General features: G+C 68.6%; 14 protein-coding genes and 1 tRNA gene. 5 read left to right on the top strand and 10 right to left on the bottom strand.

Annotated features, from left to right (window positions below; translation table 11 throughout):
- Nucleotides 1–631: 631 nt before the first annotated feature.
- From JWQ81_RS08970 to JWQ81_RS08960, 3 genes are all read left to right on the top strand, one after another.
- Nucleotides 632–1,597: a 4-(cytidine 5'-diphospho)-2-C-methyl-D-erythritol kinase gene (locus JWQ81_RS08970; RefSeq protein WP_297539496.1), complete on the top strand. Its 966-nt coding sequence runs from the start codon at nucleotides 632–634 to the stop codon at nucleotides 1,595–1,597.
- A gap of 80 nt (nucleotides 1,598–1,677) precedes the next feature.
- Nucleotides 1,678–3,456: an ABC-F family ATP-binding cassette domain-containing protein gene (locus JWQ81_RS08965; protein WP_297539495.1), complete on the top strand. Its 1,779-nt coding sequence runs from the start codon at nucleotides 1,678–1,680 to the stop codon at nucleotides 3,454–3,456.
- 72 nt (nucleotides 3,457–3,528) lie between these two features.
- Nucleotides 3,529–5,232 (top strand): fatty acyl-AMP ligase, encoded by a 1,704-nt coding sequence (locus JWQ81_RS08960; RefSeq protein WP_297539494.1) that lies wholly within the window; start codon nucleotides 3,529–3,531, stop codon nucleotides 5,230–5,232.
- Here JWQ81_RS08960 and JWQ81_RS08955 read toward each other — a convergent pair.
- The 5 genes from JWQ81_RS08955 to JWQ81_RS08935 form a co-directional block, all read right to left on the bottom strand.
- Entirely contained in the window at nucleotides 5,222–5,485 is a 264-nt protein-coding gene (locus tag JWQ81_RS08955) for a DivIVA domain-containing protein (RefSeq protein WP_297539493.1), read from the bottom strand. The two genes, JWQ81_RS08960 and JWQ81_RS08955, sit on opposite strands and share 11 nt — an antisense overlap.
- A gap of 230 nt (nucleotides 5,486–5,715) precedes the next feature.
- Nucleotides 5,716–6,048: a DivIVA domain-containing protein gene (locus JWQ81_RS08950; protein ID WP_297539492.1), complete on the bottom strand. Its 333-nt coding sequence runs from the start codon at nucleotides 6,046–6,048 to the stop codon at nucleotides 5,716–5,718.
- Nucleotides 6,048–6,407, bottom strand: coding sequence for a DivIVA domain-containing protein (locus JWQ81_RS08945; protein ID WP_297539491.1), 360 nt, complete (start codon nucleotides 6,405–6,407; stop codon nucleotides 6,048–6,050). The genes JWQ81_RS08950 and JWQ81_RS08945 overlap by 1 nt, the downstream gene beginning before the upstream one ends.
- 188 nt (nucleotides 6,408–6,595) lie before the next feature.
- Entirely contained in the window at nucleotides 6,596–7,189 is a 594-nt protein-coding gene (gene pth / locus JWQ81_RS08940; RefSeq protein WP_297539490.1) for an aminoacyl-tRNA hydrolase, read from the bottom strand.
- Between the two features lie 10 nt (nucleotides 7,190–7,199).
- Nucleotides 7,200–7,796 carry a 50S ribosomal protein L25/general stress protein Ctc gene (locus JWQ81_RS08935; protein WP_297539489.1) on the bottom strand — a complete coding sequence of 199 codons (597 nt, stop codon included), beginning with the start codon at nucleotides 7,794–7,796 and terminating at the stop codon, nucleotides 7,200–7,202.
- Between the two features lie 336 nt (nucleotides 7,797–8,132).
- Between JWQ81_RS08935 and JWQ81_RS08930 the strand changes: the two genes are divergently transcribed.
- Both JWQ81_RS08930 and JWQ81_RS08925 read left to right on the top strand, forming a co-directional pair.
- Nucleotides 8,133–9,254, top strand: a complete 1,122-nt coding sequence (locus JWQ81_RS08930) for a hypothetical protein (RefSeq protein WP_297539488.1) — start codon at nucleotides 8,133–8,135, stop codon at nucleotides 9,252–9,254.
- A 101-nt stretch (nucleotides 9,255–9,355) separates the two neighbouring features.
- Nucleotides 9,356–10,003 (top strand): NAD(P)-dependent oxidoreductase, encoded by a 648-nt coding sequence (locus JWQ81_RS08925; RefSeq protein WP_297539487.1) that lies wholly within the window; start codon nucleotides 9,356–9,358, stop codon nucleotides 10,001–10,003.
- 82 nt (nucleotides 10,004–10,085) lie between these two features.
- Here the strand turns inward: JWQ81_RS08925 and JWQ81_RS08920 are convergent, their stop codons facing one another.
- From JWQ81_RS08920 to JWQ81_RS08900, 5 genes are all read right to left on the bottom strand, one after another.
- Nucleotides 10,086–10,967, bottom strand: a complete 882-nt coding sequence (locus tag JWQ81_RS08920; RefSeq protein ID WP_297539486.1) for a TIGR03621 family F420-dependent LLM class oxidoreductase — start codon at nucleotides 10,965–10,967, stop codon at nucleotides 10,086–10,088.
- A gap of 69 nt (nucleotides 10,968–11,036) precedes the next feature.
- A complete protein-coding gene (locus JWQ81_RS08915) occupies nucleotides 11,037–12,017 on the bottom strand; it encodes a ribose-phosphate diphosphokinase (RefSeq protein WP_297539485.1) in 981 nt (326 codons plus the stop codon).
- The gene (gene glmU, locus JWQ81_RS08910) at nucleotides 12,014–13,492 is read right to left on the bottom strand and encodes a bifunctional UDP-N-acetylglucosamine diphosphorylase/glucosamine-1-phosphate N-acetyltransferase GlmU (protein ID WP_297539484.1); all 1,479 of its coding nucleotides are present in this window, start codon (nucleotides 13,490–13,492) and stop codon (nucleotides 12,014–12,016) included. The genes JWQ81_RS08915 and glmU overlap by 4 nt, the downstream gene beginning before the upstream one ends.
- Nucleotides 13,493–13,538: 46 nt before the next feature.
- Nucleotides 13,539–15,233 carry a diguanylate cyclase gene (locus tag JWQ81_RS08905; protein ID WP_297539511.1) on the bottom strand — a complete coding sequence of 565 codons (1,695 nt, stop codon included), beginning with the start codon at nucleotides 15,231–15,233 and terminating at the stop codon, nucleotides 13,539–13,541.
- 83 nt (nucleotides 15,234–15,316) lie between these two features.
- Nucleotides 15,317–15,388: transfer RNA gene (locus JWQ81_RS08900), tRNA-Gln, on the bottom strand.
- Between the last annotated feature and the right edge of the window lie 134 nt (nucleotides 15,389–15,522).

Below are 15,522 nucleotides of genomic sequence, written 5' to 3'. Positions count from 1 at the left end.
GATCTCAGCGAACTTCGCCGCCAGCGCGGTCCTGAACTCCTCGGTCATGCTCATGTCATCAGCATGCCACCCTACTCAACATATCCACGGTTAATTTACAGGCGAGCCCTTAGGGGTGTCGGGTGGTTGGTCGGTTGAGGTGGTGGGTTCGGTTTTACTGCAGCAAGGACTGGGGGCGAGTTGGTGCACGTGCAAGGGGTCTGAGGGCCTGTCGCGTCGTGTCGTTGTGACTGTGGTGTGGCTGGTGTGGTCGCTGTGGCGTTGTGACGTGTCGTGAAGGTCACCTTCACGGCGTAAGGCGTACTCAACTAGGCCTTCACAACCTTTCTGCCTGCCGAAAGTGCCGTCAGGAGCCCCAGCAGTCACATCGCCATCACCAGCACCACTGCACGACGTGACTGGCCCTCAACTCCGCTACTAGCACCTACTCGCCCCGGTCCTTGCTGCTCTGGACAGAACCGACCACCCCCGACACCTCAAGTTCCAGGCATTGGCGTTCAACGCCCCAAGGGACGCCACAAGGGTGGCCCCGAGGGGTCCGCCGTGCCCACCGCAGTCGAACCTGCGGGTCGCGCTCGAACTGGTTTCTCCTCATGAAAGCTCTTCAGGTCGGGCAACGTAGGCTGGGCTGGTGCTTGCCGTCGTCCCGCCACCAGTCACCGTCCGGGTGCCGTCGAAGATCAACCTCCACCTGTCCGTCGGCGACCTCCGTGAAGACGGCTTCCACGAGCTCATCACGGTTTTCCACGCGCTGTCGCTGACCGACGAGGTCACCGTCGCCGCGACTGACGATCCCGGTGTCGAGGTGTACGGCGAGGGCGAGAACTCGGTGCCCACCGGCCCGAACAACCTCGCCTGGCGCGCGGTGCAGGCGCTGGCCGCGCACGTCGGCAGGCCCGCGGACGATCCCAAGGTGCGTGTGGTGCTGCGCAAAGGCATCCCGGTGGCGGGCGGGATGGCCGGTGGCAGCGCCGACGCGGCCGCCACGCTCGTCGGCCTCACTTCGCTGTGGAAGCTGGAGATCGGGCGGGACGAACTGGCCGGCATCGCCGCGACGATCGGCAGCGACGTCCCGTTCGCCCTCTATGGCGGCACGGCGCTCGGCACCGGGCGAGGCGAGCAACTCGTGCCGGTGCTGTCGCGCCACCAGTTCCACTGGGTGCTGGCGTTCGACCAGCGCGGCCTGTCCACGCCGAAGGTGTTCGCCGAACTCGACAGACTTCGCGAGGACGGCAATCCGCCGAGTGTCGGCTCGCACACGCCGGTCGTCGAGGCGCTCGCTTCCGGCGACCCGCGTCAGCTGGCGCTGTTGCTCGGCAACGACCTGCAGGCCGCTTCCGTGTCCCTGCGCCCCGGACTTCGACGCACGTTGCGTGCCGGAGTCAACGCGGGCGCGCTCGCCGGGATCGTCTCCGGCTCGGGTCCGACTTGCGCGTTCCTGTGTACCGACGCCCAGTCCGCGCTCGAAGTCGCCGCGGAGCTGTCCGGCGCGGGCGTCTGCCGGACGGTCCGGGTCGCGCATGGTCCGGTGCCGGGCGCGCGCCTCGTCGGTGGCGATGACGCACCGCGGCCGACGCCGCCGCGAGTGCACGCGTGACGTACCCCAGTTTTCCCGTCGACGACGAGACAATCGTTCTCGCGCAACGGTTCCGTGTAGTGGAAGGGCTCTGCTGACCGATGGTCAATCTGGTGAACTTGGAATCGGTGAGCAAGTCCTACGGGGTGAAGCCACTCCTTGACCGCGTATCGCTCGGTGTTGGGGAAGGCGAGCGCATCGGCGTCGTCGGCCTCAACGGTGGCGGCAAGACGACGCTGCTCGAAGTCCTGTCCGGAATCGCCGAGCCGGATTCCGGCCGCGTGAGCATGGTCGGCGGGTTGCGCATGGCCGTCGTCACGCAGCGCACGGAACTTCCCAAGGGCAGCACGGTCCGCGAGGCCGCGCTGTCGGGGTTCGACGCCGAGCACGAGTGGGCCGCCGACGCGCGCGTCCGGTCCATTGTGGAGGGTTTGGGGCTGGTCGAGCTGGGGCTGGATTCGCCCACCACCAACCTTTCCGGTGGAGAGCGACGTCGTATCGCCTTGGCCGCGGCGCTCGTCGGCGATCTGGACCTGGTCGTGCTCGACGAGCCGACCAACCATCTGGACATCGAGGGGGTGCGCTGGCTGGCCGACCACCTGCTCGCCCGCAACACCGCGCTCGTCGTCGTCACGCACGATCGCTGGTTCCTCGACACCGTGTGCGGACGCACCTGGGAGGTCGTCGGCGGTCAGGTCGAGCAGTACGAAGGCGGTTACGCGGACTGGGTCTACGCCAGGGCTGAGCGATCGCGGCTCTCCGCGACCGTCGAGGAGAAGCGGCAGAACCTGGCCCGCAAGGAACTCGCGTGGTTGCAGCGCGGCGCGAAGGCCCGGACGTCGAAGCCGCGCTACCGGATCGAGGCCGCCGAGGCGCTGATCTCGGACGTGCCGCCGCCGCGTGACTCCGTCGAGCTCATGTCGTTCGCCCGCCGCAGGCTGGGCAAGACCGTGCTGGAGCTCGAGGACATCACGCTGGTCGCGGGCGACAAGCCGCTGCTGGACGACGTCACCTGGCGGGTCGGCCCCGGTGATCGCCTCGGCCTGGTCGGGGTGAACGGCTCCGGCAAGACGACGCTGCTCAAGGCGTTGGGCGGCGAGACCTCGATGGTCTCGGGCAAGCGGATCCAGGGCCTGACGGTCCAGCTCGCGCACCTCACCCAGGAGCTTGAGGACCTGCCCGGCAAGCTTCGGGTACTGGAGGCCGTCGAGGAGATCGCCGGCCGCGTCCAGCTGGGCAAGCAGGAGCTGTCCGCGTCGCAGCTGGCCGAGAAGCTGGGCTTCCCGGCGGCCAGGCAGTGGACGCCGGTCGAGGACCTGTCCGGTGGCGAGCGCCGCCGGCTGCAGCTGGTGCGGCTGCTGATGGCCGAGCCCAACGTGCTGCTGCTCGACGAACCGACGAACGACCTGGACATCGACACTCTGCAGCAGCTCGAGGACCTCCTCGACTCGTGGCCGGGCACGATGGTGGTCGTCTCGCACGACCGGTACCTGGTCGAGCGGGTCTGCGACTCGGTGTACGCGCTGTTCGGCGACGGCAAGATCACCCACCTGCCCGGGGGGATCGAGGAGTACCTCGCCCGACGGCAGGGGCACCAGCTGGGTAACCAGCGCGGCGGCCAGGCCGCCGGCGACACGGGCACCAGCTCGGCCGCGAAGGTGAGCGCCGCGGAGCGCCGGGCGGCGAGCAAGGAGCTGTCGAAGCTGGAGCGGCGGTTGAAGGCGCTGGACGACAAGGAAAAGAAGCTCCACGACGCACTCGCGGCGGCGGCCACCGACCCGGCGAAGTTGATGACGCTCAACGCCGAGCTGAAGACCGTCGCAGCGGAGAAGGACGATGTCGAGGCGCGCTGGCTGGAGACGTCAGAACTCGCTGAGTAGGGAAAAAGGACAGCGGCGCGCGGCGTCACGGTTGAGGGCGGTGGCGGGAGACGGGCGGGCTAGTGTGACGTTATGAGTCGGTTTGTGGACACGCTTGTCGCTTCGGCGACAGGCCGGGGTCATCAGCGTGGAATGGTTACCGGGGAACCGAAGGAACCGGCTCGCCGGACCTGGTTCGAGGTGCATGAGCAGGCGAAGCGCGTCGCCGGGGGATTGGTCTCGAAAGGGCTGAAGCCGGGCAGCGCGGTCGCCGTGCTCGCGGGCGCGCCGGCGTTGATCGCGCCGACCGTGCAGGCCGTCTGGCTGTCCGGTGGCAGCGTCACCATGCTGCACCAGCCGACCCAGCGCACCGACCTCGCCGAGTGGGCCGCGGACACCCTGCGGGTGCTCCAGATGATCGGCTCCGAGCTTGTGTTGCTCGGTGAGCCGTTCGACGCGCTCGGGCCGGTGCTCGCCGAGAAGGGCATCGGATTTCACCTGATCGGTGACCTGCTCGACGCCGAGCCGCTGGCCGAGATTGTCGACTCACCCGAGGACGAGCTGGCGCTCCTGCAGCTGACCAGCGGATCCACGGCCGACCCCAAGGCCGTGAAGATCACCTACGGCAACCTGCACTCCAACATCAAGGCGATGGCCGACCGCGCCGAGTTCGACTACGACAACGACGTGATGGTGTCGTGGCTGCCGACCTTCCACGACATGGGCATGGTCGGTTTCCTGACGGTGCCGATGACGTTCGCGGTCGAGCTGGTGAAGATCACCCCGGTCGAGTTCCTCACCGGGCCGTTGATCTGGCCCGAGCTGATCAGCCGCTACCGCGGCACGGTCACGGCGGCGCCGAACTTCGCCTACGCGATCGTCGGCCGTCGCTTGGCGCGTGTCGACGATGACGACGCGTACGACCTCTCCACGCTGCGGCTCGCGCTGAACGGCGCCGAGCCTGTCGACGAGGCAGCCGTCGAGTCGTTCACCTCGGCCGGAGCCCGGTTCAAGATGCCGCCGGAGTGCGTCCTGGCCGCGTACGGGATGGCTGAGGCGACGCTGGCGGTGTCGTTCTCGCCGCTGTTCACCGGCCTGTGGCTCGACGTCGTCGAGACCGAGGCGCTGGAAGCCGGCAACAAGGCCGTTCCGGTCCCCGAGGGCGACCCGCGGCGCGGCACCGACGACGTGCGGTCGTTCGCGATCCTCGGGCCCCCGCTGGACAGGCTGGAAGCGCAGATCGTCGACGACGAGGGCACCGTGCTCGGCGAGCGCCAGGTCGGGCAGATCCGGTTGCGCGGCGATGCCGTGACGCCGGGCTACCTGACCATGGACGGCCCTGTCGACACGCAGGACGCCGAGGGCTGGCTTTCCACCGGTGACCTCGGGTACTTGGTCAACGACGGCATGATCGTCATCTGCGGCCGCGCCAAGGACGTCATCATCATGGGCGGGCGCAACATCTACCCGACCGACATCGAGCGCGCGGCGACTTCGGTCGAAGGCGTCCGGCCGGGCAACGCCGTCGCCGTCCGCATCGACGCCGGCAGCCGCCGCGAGCGGTTCGCCGTGGTGCTGGAGTCGAAGCTCGCCGGTGACGCCGACATCGAGCGGACGCTGGTCAAGGAGGTCGCCGCGCGGGTCCGCGACGCCGTCGACATGCGTCCGTACGCCGTTGTGGTCCTGCCTGCCGGGAGCCTGCCGAAGACGCCGTCCGGCAAGGTCAAGCGCGCGGCGACGGCGATCCAGTACGCGGACAAGATCGCCAACAACGCCGCCGGGAACGCTAAGGGGTAGCGCGGGCTTCCAGCGTCGCCGCGACCTTGTCCAGGAAGGCATGGACCTGGTCCGGCGCGTACCCGCGCTTGCCCGCCGCCCGGGGGAAGTCGGCGGCTCGGACCTCGGCGGCGGTCACGTCGTCGTTGCCGTCGAGGGTGGCGGCAAGCCTGTCGAGGAACTCGTCGACAGGCTGCTCGTCGTAGTCCCTGCTGCCGGCTGAACCGCGGGTGAAAGCCGCCTTGTTCACATCGGCCGAGGTCACTTCGTCCATACCCGCACGTTAATCGACCCTGGCTCCTGCCGCGCGCCACAGCAAGGGCACTTTTGTACAGTTGCGGTCTCTTAGTTTCTAAGAGACCGCAACTCGACGGCGAGTTGCGGTGGCGGTGGAGCCTGGTGGCGGCACCGGATGTGGGATTCGGCTCCATCAGCGTGGGACTCGCCGCCGGTGAGTGTGGGACTCGCGGACCAGGACGGGCACTCTTGTGCAAAAGTGCCGTTCTAGACGCGGGTGCGGCGCCAGAGGGGCTTGCGGGCGTGGGTGTGCTCCAACGCCGGCGCGAGGTAGATGCCGGTGCGGTAGTGGCTGGCCAGCGTCATCTCGATCAGGCGGAGGAACGCGTCGACCGCCGAGTGGTCGTAGCCCCGCTTCGACAGCGGAGCCTTCCCGAAGGCGACGTCGTGGACCTCTTCGGCGGTGACGTCGTCTTGGCCGTCGAGGGTGTCGGCTACGCGGGTCAGGAAGGCGTCGACGTCGGGCTCGTAGTACCCACGCGTGCCGATCGGCGCCCGATCGAACTGGATCGTGCGTACCTCCACCGACGAGACGGCCATTACCGGTCCTGGAAGTGCTCGACGGGCATCGTCAGCGGCTGCGCCCGTTCCTCGGTCGCCTGGCTCTGCTCGCGGGCGCCCGGTACCGGGTACGACCGGGTGCCGGTGCGGTTGACCAGCTCGTTTTCGACGGCATCGAGGAACTCGTCGACTTCGCGCTCGTCGTAGCCGCGCTTGCCGATCAGCGGCTTCGCGAACATGACGTGGTGGACCTCGGCGGCGGTCAAGTCGTCCTCGTCGACGAAGGTTTTCGCGATGCGGCGGACGAACTCGTCGACCTCGGCCTTGGCATAACCACGCTTGCCGATGGGCGAGGTGCCGAATTCGACATTCGCGATGTCCTCGGTGGTGAACGACATGAAACTTTCTCCAAATTCAGCTCGGACAGCGAACTCCCGCTCTCCGTCCTAACTGGTTCAGGAGCTCCCGTGAAGACCCTTGCCCGATCGTCGACTCGATCAGGACGGATATCCGACGCCTTCGGGTGAGTCCTGTAACGCAGCGCAGATGTGACCGCTTTCATAGCGGTGACCTGGTCGGCGGATTGTCAGCCGGCGTGAAAAGTGTTCTGCGCGGTGACGAGCCCGGTGCTGATCAGGGCCTCGACGGCGTCGGCGCAGCGGTCCACTTCGAGGGCCAGCTCCTTGCGCTCGACCGTCGAAAAGTCCTTCAGGACGTAGTCCGCCGGGTCCTGACGACCGGGTGGGCGGCCGACGCCGAAACGCACCCGGTAGTAGTCCTTCGTGCCCAGCGACTTGGTGATCGAGCGCAGGCCGTTATGGCCGTTGTCGCCGCCGCCGAGCTTCAGCTTCAGCGCGCCGAACGGCAGGTCCAGCTCATCGTGTACGACGACGACGCCGTCCGCGGGGACCTTGTAGAACCTCGACGCGCCGACGACCGGGCCGCCGGAGAGGTTCATGAACGACCGCGGCTTGGCGAGGATCACGCGTTGGCCGGACAGGCGGCCCTCGAGGACCTCGGCGCCGCTCTTATGGGCCTTGAACTTGCCGCCGACCCTGGCCGCGAGCTCGTCGAGCACCATGAACCCGACGTTGTGCCGGTTGCCCGAATACTCGGGTCCGGGATTGCCGAGACCGGCGAGCAGAATCTGCTCGCCGGCCCCGGGAAGGTCTTCCGCCATAGCGTTCTTACTACTCGGCAGAGGCCTCGGCGGCGGGGGCGGGGTCGTCGTCCGCCGCGGCCTCGGTCTGTGCTTCGTTGACGGCCACGACGAGCAGGTCCGGGTCGGTCACGAGGATCGCGCCTTCCGGGAGCTCGATCGCCGAAGCGGTCACCATGGTGCCCGGGCCGGCACCCGCGATGGAGACCTCGAACTGCTCGGGGATATGCAGGGCCTCGACCTCGACCTGGACGGTGTCCAGGTTGACGGTGACCAGGCTGCCCGACAGCGGCTCGCCGGTGACGACGACGGGGACGTCGACGGTGATCTTCTCGCCCTGCTTGACGACCAGGAGGTCGACATGCTCGATGTAGTTGCGCAGCGGGTGGACCACGATGGTCTTGGTCAGGGCCAGCTCGACGGAGTTGTCGATGTCGAGCGTGAGGACGGCGTTGGAGCCGTTCACGCGGACGACGCGGGCGAACTCGAGGGCAGGCAGCGACAGGTGGCGCGGGTCGGTGCCGTGACCGTAGAGGACCGCGGGGATCTTGCCGGCGCGACGGGTGCGACGCGCGGCGCCCTTGCCGAACTCGGTGCGTGGTTCGACGGACAGACGTACCTCGGACACGGTCTTGCACTCCTTGCGATTGAGAACATGCTGTGATGAACGAACATGCTGCTGCGGTGGGGATCAGTGTGCGGTTCTCGGTCCTCGGCGGCGAATTCCACAAACGTGCTCAGGCGTGTGGCTACTCAAGCCGCCGCGTCGATCACGTTGGGCATCTGTTGTGCAGATGAAACCCACCTCGCCGAGGAAACCTACAGAGTGTAGACCGAGCACTGAACGGCGTTGCGAAGCGGGTGCCGGGAGGCGAGGCGGCTGACCGGAAAAATCCGGTCGCGGCACACTGTCGCCAGCGATTAGGTGGACGTACGGGACTGGAGCGTGGGGATGCGTGCACGGATGGCCACTGCGGTGGCAGTGGTCGCGGTAACGGCGACGCTGCTCGGTGGCTGCCACGTCGCGGTCTCCGGATCAGCCGGTCTTTCCCCCGCTGACCAGCAGAAAGCCGAGGTCCGGGCCGCCCAGGCGGCAGCCGTTGACGGCGCGTTGTCGGCGATGGCGGCGCTCCCGGCGGTCGGCTATCACAGCACCGCGAAGGACGCGTCGGGCAAACCTTCGGACCTGACCCTGCGGGTCACCAAGAACGGCACCGTGCGGGGCGCGCTCCCGGTCGACGGTCAGATCGTCCAGCTGGTGGAAGTCGCCGGGCAGCTGTACCTGAACGCGCCGGCGGCGTACTGGACGGCGCACGGCGCGATCGGGGGAGCGGGCGACGAGTTCGCCACGGGCTGGGCACACGCCGACCCCTCGGACCTGACCCTGGACCCGTCCGCGGTACTCGCTCCGGCGCAGGTCAGCAGCAAGCTGCGGATGGTGTTCGACAACGCGGGCCAGCTCGGCGAGCCCGTGCGCGCCAAGCTGGCGGACGGCACCGAGGTCTTCCGGATCGGCACCGGAGCCACCGTGTTGCAGGTCACTGCCGTGATGCCGTACCGCGTTGCCAGCTTTACCCCTTCGCTGCTCGACGCGTCGACCGGCAAGATCTTCGGCGACGAACTGCGGCCCGAAGCGCTGACCGGTGACGCGCTCAAGAGCTTCCACACCGATCTCGACGGCGCGGTCGCCGCGCTGGGCCACCCGTTCGACTCTGTTGCGCAAGTCACAGTCACCCTCTCGGACAACAAGCTCGACTGCAACGGCTCGAACGGCTCCTGCACGACCAGCGTGCAGGTGGAGAACTCGCTGGTCGGCGGCGATGCGCAGGGGTCCTCGGTCCACCTGGTGATGACGTCGACGCTCAACGCGGACTCCCTCGGCTCCCAGACCTGCACGGCCGAGGCGTCCGTCGCGCCGAACACCACGACGCCGATGACCTGTACGGCGAAGTTCAAGATCCCCAACCGGACCGCCCAGTACCGCGTGACCTCCTTGCCCACCGCGGTCGGCCAGGTCCTCGTCTCGTTCGACGCGGCCGGCGTGCGGCAGAAGCTGGCGGCGGAGTTCTCGGCGCTGGGCGGCTGACCTGGTCGGTCACCGCCAGGTGCGTTCCCTACGTTGAAGTAGCCGAAGATCCGTCCCTACCCTCGGGGAAGTTCGCCAGTCGATCTTTCAGGAGTGGGCAGATGGCAAAAGTGGTTTTGTTCGGCGCGACCGGTTACGCCGGCGGAAGGATCCTGGCCGAGGCGGCGCGGCGCGGGCACGAGGTCGTCGCGGTGGCACGGAACGTCGAAGCCGTGCCCGAGCTGGACGGCGTGACCGTCCGCGCGGGCTCGTTGCACGACGAAAGCTTCCTGACCGAGGTCGTCAAGGGCGCCGACGTCGTGGTCAGCGCGATCCCCGGCCGTCCGCTCGACGGCAAGCGGCTCCTCGACGCGGTCCCCTCGATCGCGAAGGCAGCTCAGGAGAACGGCACGCGGATCGGCGTCGTCGGTGGCGCCGGCAGCCTGAACACGGCCGAGGGCGGCCCGCGATTGATCGACACTCCGGACTTCCCCGAGGCCGCGAAGCCGGAAGCAGGCAACCACGCCAGGGTTCTCGAGGCGTTCCGCGAGCTGCCGGAGAGCGTCGACTGGTTCTACGTCAGCCCGGCCGCGTCGTTCGGCTCGTGGGCGCCGGGCGAGCGCACGGGCCGGTACCGGATCGGCGGGGACATCCTGGTCACCGACGAGCACGGGAACTCGCAGATCGGCGGGGACGACTTCGCGATCGCGTTCGTCGACGAGATCGAGACGCCGACCCACCGCCGTCAGCGCTTCACCGTCGCTTACTGACGGGCGTTCAGCTGCCGTTGCGGCGTTCCCTCAAGGCCACCCTTGTGGCGTTGAACGCCACAAGGGTGGCCCCGAGGGGTCTTCAAAGCCCGCTGAGCACCTTGACGACCGGGGCGAACTTCTCCAACTCGGGTTCGAAGACCGTGATGTAGGAGAAGCCGTACCGCTCGCGCCTGGCGACGAGCTGTGCGGCGATCTCCTCGACCGTGCCCATCAGCAGCTGCGGGGCGTCGAGGAGGAGGTCGACGGAGCTGCCGTGGTCGGCGTCCTCCGTTAGCCAAGCGGCCGCCGCGGCCCGACGGTCGTCGGTGATGGTGACTCGCTGCACGAGCATGTTGAACTCGATGTCCTTCGCCCGCTCACCGGCCTCTCCGGTGAAGAACGCCACCCGTTCGTCCATCGCCGCGGCGGCGTCGGTTTCGAGACGGAAGGTGCCCGGGGGACGGCCCGGTGCCTGCCGGAGGCCGGCGAAACCGACGATGTCGGCGTGCTCGGCGGCGAGCCGGAGGACACCGTCGCTGTTGCCACCCAGCAGTAGCGGCGGCTGCGCGACTCCCTCGTCGTCGAGTCGTCGCCGCAGCTCGCCGATGCCCTTGGCGAGGTACGCGACGCGCTCGGACGCCTTCGTCCACGGCAGGCCGGCGTCGTCGAACTCGGCCTTCATGTGCCCGGCGCCGAGCCCGAGCTCCAGGCGTTCACCGGTGAGCTGGACCGTGCTGACGACATCGCGCGACAGCAGGGCCAGGTTGTAGAACGGCACGTTCGACACGAGAGTCCCGACCCGCGGCCGCTCGGTGACCGCCGCCGCGACCGCGACACACGGGAACGGCGACGGACGGGCGCCCAGATGGTCGGGCACGGAGATCACGTCGTACCCGAGCTCCTCGGCCCGGCGGCACTTCGTGATCCACTCTTCGCGGCCCTTGACGAACCGCAAGCTGACACCGAACTTGAACTTCCCCATGCGCCGAACCTGGGACGCGCCAACGCTTTCCGCTGCTGTTTTCGCGCGCAGCGAAAGCGCTGGCACCCGTCAGGCGTCGCCGTCGAAGAGGCTCGTGACGGAGCCGTCCTCGAAGACCTGCTCGATCGCGTCCGCGAGCAGCGGGGCGATGGAGAGCACGGTCAGCGTGGGGAACCGCTTCTCCGGCGGGATCGGCAGCGTGTTGGTGACGACCACTTCGCGCGCCTTGCAGTTCGACAGGCGCTCGGTCGCCGGGTTGGACAGGATGCCGTGCGTCGACGCGATCACGACGTCGGACGCGCCCTCGTTGAGCAGCGCTTCGGTGGCTTTCACGATGGTGCCGCCGGTGTCGATCATGTCGTCGATCAGCACGCACAGCCGCCCGCGGACCCGGCCGACGACGCGGTTCGCGACAGCCTGGTTGGGCTTGTCGGGGTCGCGCGTTTTGTGGATGAACGCGATCGGCTTGTCGCCGAGCTGCTGGGCCCACTTCTCCGCCAGCCGGACGCGGCCGGAGTCCGGCGAGACGACGGTGATGTCGTCGGTGGGGTAGGTCTTCTTGATGTGGTCGGCGAGCACGTTCTGCGCGAGCAGGTGGTCGACCGGGCCGTCGAAGAAGCCCATGATCTGCGCGGTGTGCAGGTCGACGGTCATGATCCGGTCCGCGCCTGCGGTCTTGAACAGGTCGGCGATCAGGCGCGCCGAGATCGGCTCGCGGCCCTTGTGCTTCTTGTCCTGGCGGCCGTACGGGTAGAACGGCATGACCACGGTGATCCGCTTGGCACTCGCGCGCTTGAGCGCGTCGACCATGATCAGCTGCTCCATCACCCACTCGTTGATCGGGTTGGTGTGGCTCTGGATCACGAAGGCGTCGGTGCCGCGCACCGACTCCTCGAACCGGACGAAGATCTCGCCGTTGGCGAAGTCGTGCGCGGTCTGCGGGGTGATCGTCACGTCCAGGTGAGCGGCCACCTGTTCGGCGAGTTCACGGTGCGCGCGGCCGGAGAAGAGCATCAGGTTCTTCTTCGGGATGCCGGACTTCGGACTCATGCTTTCGACTTCCCGTCGGTTTGCTCGGTGTTCTGCTTCTCGGCCGAAGCGGCTGCTGCTGCCGCTTCCGCCGCCGGTGTGCCAGGCCTGCGCTTGGCCACCCAGCCTTCGATGTTGCGCTGCGGCCCGGCTGACACCGCGAGCGCGCCTGGTGGCACATCCTGCCTGATCACGGTGCCAGCCCCACTGTAGGCGCCGTCTCCGACGACTACCGGGGCGATGAACATGTTGTCCGATCCGGTCCGCACGTGGGAGCCGATGGTGGTGTGGCGCTTCGTGACCCCGTCGTAGTTCACGAAGACGCTGGCGGCACCGATGTTGGATTGCTCACCGATGGTCGCGTCGCCGACGTAGGTCAGATGAGGGACCTTCGAGCCGGCGCCGATGTCGGCGTTCTTGGTCTCGACGAACGTGCCGATCTTGCCCTTGTCGCCCAGCTTGGTGCCGGGGCGGAGGTAGGCGAACGGGCCGACGCTGACACCGTCGCCGAGCACGGAGTCCGAGCCGTGCGTGCGGATGACCTTGGCGCCGGCGCCGACACGGACGTCGGTCAGCGTGGTGTCCGGGCCGAGCTGCGCGGCTTCGCCGACGACTGTCTCGCCGTGGAGCTGCACACCGGGCGAGATCACGACGTCGCGCGCCAACGTCACCCCCGCGTCGATCCAGGTGCTCGCCGGGTCGACGACGGTGACGCCGGCCCGCTGCCAGCCGCGCACGATGCGCCGGTTGAGCTCCGCACCCAGGACGGACAGCTGCACGCGGTCGTTGACACCCTCGGTCAGCCACGGGTCGTCGACGACCAGCGCGCCGACGCGCTTGCCGTCACCGCGGGCGATGCCGAGCACGTCGGTGAGATACAACTCACCTTGGGCGTTGTCGGTGGACAGCCGGGCCAGTCCGTCGATGAGGACGGCCGCGTCGAAGGCGTATACGCCGGAGTTGATCTCGCCGATCGCGGCCTGGGCCTCGGTCGCGTCCTTGTGCTCGACGATCGAGGCGACCGCGCCTGCCTCGTCACGCACGATGCGGCCGTAGCCGGTGGGGTCCTCGACGACGGCGGTGAGCACGGTGACCGCGTTCTGCGCGCCGGTGTGCTCGGCGAGCAGCGCGGCGAGGGTCTCGGTGTCCAGCAACGGCACGTCGCCGTAGCTCACCAGCACGGTCCCGGTCAGGGACGACGGCAGCGTCGACAGCGCGCACGAAGCCGCGTGGCCGGTGCCGTGCTGCTCCTCCTGGACCGCGGTGGTGACCTGGCGGCCGAGGGCCTTCGCGACGGTGTCCAGGTGGTCGCGGACGGCGTCCCGGCCGTGTCCCACGACGACCACGAGGTGGTCCGGTCCGAGGCCGGCGGCGGCTCGGACCGCGTGTTCGACCAGGGGTCGGCCCGCTATCGGGTGTAACACTTTCGGGGTGGACGAACGCATGCGGGTGCCCTCACCCGCGGCGAGAATCAAGGTGCTCAGCGGGCCGGTCACGGCGCTCCCAACGAATTCACCAACGGTGCTCTACCGGGATTTGATCCTACGTGGGCGCTCCGGCGCTCCACGTCGGGTCGTCCTGAGCGGCTTCGACCGTCCGTCCGGCGGGGGTGTTTTCGGCCATCGAGTTGGCTGTGGCCACCTGGTTGCCGCCACCACGTTTCGCCTGGTACATGGCCGCATCCGCGCGCGAGAGGACCTGCTCGGCCCGCTCCTGCGGGCGTAGCGACACGAGCCCGACGGACAGCGTGACGCCGTGCGAAAGGTGCTGTGGCAGCGACGCCACCCGGTTCACCGCGCGGCCCAGCGCCTGAGCGGCCGCCGACACCGGCGCGCCGGGCAGCAGCGCGATGAACTCGTCACCGCCGTACCGGGCGACGATGTCGTCCCCGCGCAGGGCGTCACGCAGCGTGCTCGCCACGACGCGCAGCACGTCGTCGCCCTCGGCATGAGAGTGCTTGTCGTTGACGTACTTGAAGCCGTCGAGGTCCACCAGCGCGACGGCGAGGGGCTGCGCGTCCGCCGAGGACGCCAGCGTGCGCAGGCGCTCGTCCAGCGCACGGCGGTTCGGCAGGCCGGTGAGCGGGTCCTGCAGGGCCTGCTGGGTGATCGCGCCGTGCTCGGCCGAGAGCCGCTCGTGCTCACGCCGGGCGTTCAACGTGGCGATCTGCGACTCGCGCAGCGACCACATCTCGGTCTCGAGGATCGTGGCGTAGTCGACCAGTGACTGGGTGATCCCGGTTTCGACATCCGGCCGGTTGTCCAGCCGGGCGAGTTCACGGGCGAGGTTGAGCCGCATGGACGGGGCCGAAATGTCGCCGTAGAGCTGGGACCTGGTGACCTTCAACGTCTCGAGCGCGTCTTCGCGGCGGCCGGCCTTGTCCAGGCAGCGCGCCAGCGCGATCGCGACGATCTCCTGCTCGTGGGGGTACCCGTGCTGGATGTGCAGTTTCTGCAGGCGCTCGATGTGCACGCCGTCGGGAACAGCCAGTGCCAGCGCCGCGGCCAGCACCCCGACCTGGTCGACCGCCGGGACGTCGGCCAGCCTCGGGAACAGCGATTCCTTGAACGGGCCCTCGGCGGCTATCGCCATCGAGGCGGCCGTCCGGAACTTCCCCGCGGCGGCTTCGTAGTTCTCGATCCGCTCGAGCCGAAGGCCCCAGCCGAGCATCATCTTGACCCGGTTGAGCAGCTGCAGGGTGATGTCGTGCGGGCTGGCGGTGTCCTTGGTCGCCTGGTGCGCGCGGCCGATGACCTCTTCGGCGGCCTCGTACACGCCGAGCTGGTTCAGCACCACCCAGCAGTCGACCAGCGCCGCGAACTGCATCTGGTCCCAGGTCCGCCTGCCGATCTGGACGTCCGGGACGGCGGAGTCGTCGAGGATGGCCAGCGCGCGGGCGATCTCGGTGAGCGCCGCGTCCTCCTGCTCGGCCAGTACGAGTCGGCGGCCGCGCAGAGCATGGGCGTCCGCCCGCAGCAGCGCGAGGCCGTGCCGCCGGGTGTGCGCGAGCATCTCGTCCAGGCGGGGTTCGGCCTCCGCGGCCAGGCCGCGGGTGACCAGCCGCGCGAGCGAGGAGGCGCGCAACAGCTGCGCGACGAGGATCGGCTCGCCGCGACGCTGGGTCTCGTCGAGCAGGGTGTCGAGGTCTTCGACGATCTCGAGCTGCTCGCTGTGTTCGAGGCGTTGCACCGCCGCGACCAGCTCGCGGGCGCGTCCGAGCAGCCACGCGTCGGACATTTCGACCAGGGTCGGCCGCTTGCTGGTTACCGAGTCGACCTCTTCGTCTTGCAGCGGCACACACCCCCCGCGTTTCCTCGAAGCTCCGCCGCCAGGGTTCGAACCTGAACTGTCAGAATCAAAATCTGAAGTGCTGCCGATTACACTACGGCGGATCGATCCCGGTCAGGATAGCGATATCCGCACGGATCCCGCGCGGGTGGGGTGAGCAGGCATCCGCGGGGCCGCCCGGTTCGAATACCTGGTGAGCCAGGCCCCACTTTTGGGCCTCCACAACTCGGAATTCCTC

The organism is Amycolatopsis sp., from assembly GCF_025464955.1.
Classification (GTDB): Bacteria; Actinomycetota; Actinomycetes; order Mycobacteriales; family Pseudonocardiaceae; genus Amycolatopsis.
The sequence above is the reverse complement of the archived record's forward strand: the minus strand, read 5'-3'. Positions and strand labels throughout refer to the sequence as shown.

Bases quoted from the DNA above. Each gene is read 5' to 3' on its own strand.
- JWQ81_RS08965 (WP_297539495.1), top strand. From the start codon at position 1,678: ATGGTCAATCTGGTGAACTTGGAATCGGTGAGCAAGTCCTACGGGGTG.
- JWQ81_RS08960 (WP_297539494.1), top strand. From the start codon at position 3,529: ATGAGTCGGTTTGTGGACACGCTTGTCGCTTCGGCGACAGGCCGGGGT.
- JWQ81_RS08955 (WP_297539493.1), bottom strand. From the start codon at position 5,485: ATGGACGAAGTGACCTCGGCCGATGTGAACAAGGCGGCTTTCACCCGC.
- JWQ81_RS08950 (WP_297539492.1), bottom strand. From the start codon at position 6,048: ATGGCCGTCTCGTCGGTGGAGGTACGCACGATCCAGTTCGATCGGGCG.
- JWQ81_RS08945 (WP_297539491.1), bottom strand. From the start codon at position 6,407: ATGTCGTTCACCACCGAGGACATCGCGAATGTCGAATTCGGCACCTCG.
- pth (WP_297539490.1), bottom strand. From the start codon at position 7,189: ATGGCGGAAGACCTTCCCGGGGCCGGCGAGCAGATTCTGCTCGCCGGT.
- JWQ81_RS08930 (WP_297539488.1), top strand. From the start codon at position 8,133: ATGGCCACTGCGGTGGCAGTGGTCGCGGTAACGGCGACGCTGCTCGGT.
- JWQ81_RS08925 (WP_297539487.1), top strand. From the start codon at position 9,356: ATGGCAAAAGTGGTTTTGTTCGGCGCGACCGGTTACGCCGGCGGAAGG.
- JWQ81_RS08920 (WP_297539486.1), bottom strand. From the start codon at position 10,967: ATGGGGAAGTTCAAGTTCGGTGTCAGCTTGCGGTTCGTCAAGGGCCGC.
- JWQ81_RS08915 (WP_297539485.1), bottom strand. From the start codon at position 12,017: ATGAGTCCGAAGTCCGGCATCCCGAAGAAGAACCTGATGCTCTTCTCC.
- JWQ81_RS08905 (WP_297539511.1), bottom strand. From the start codon at position 15,233: ATGTCCGACGCGTGGCTGCTCGGACGCGCCCGCGAGCTGGTCGCGGCG.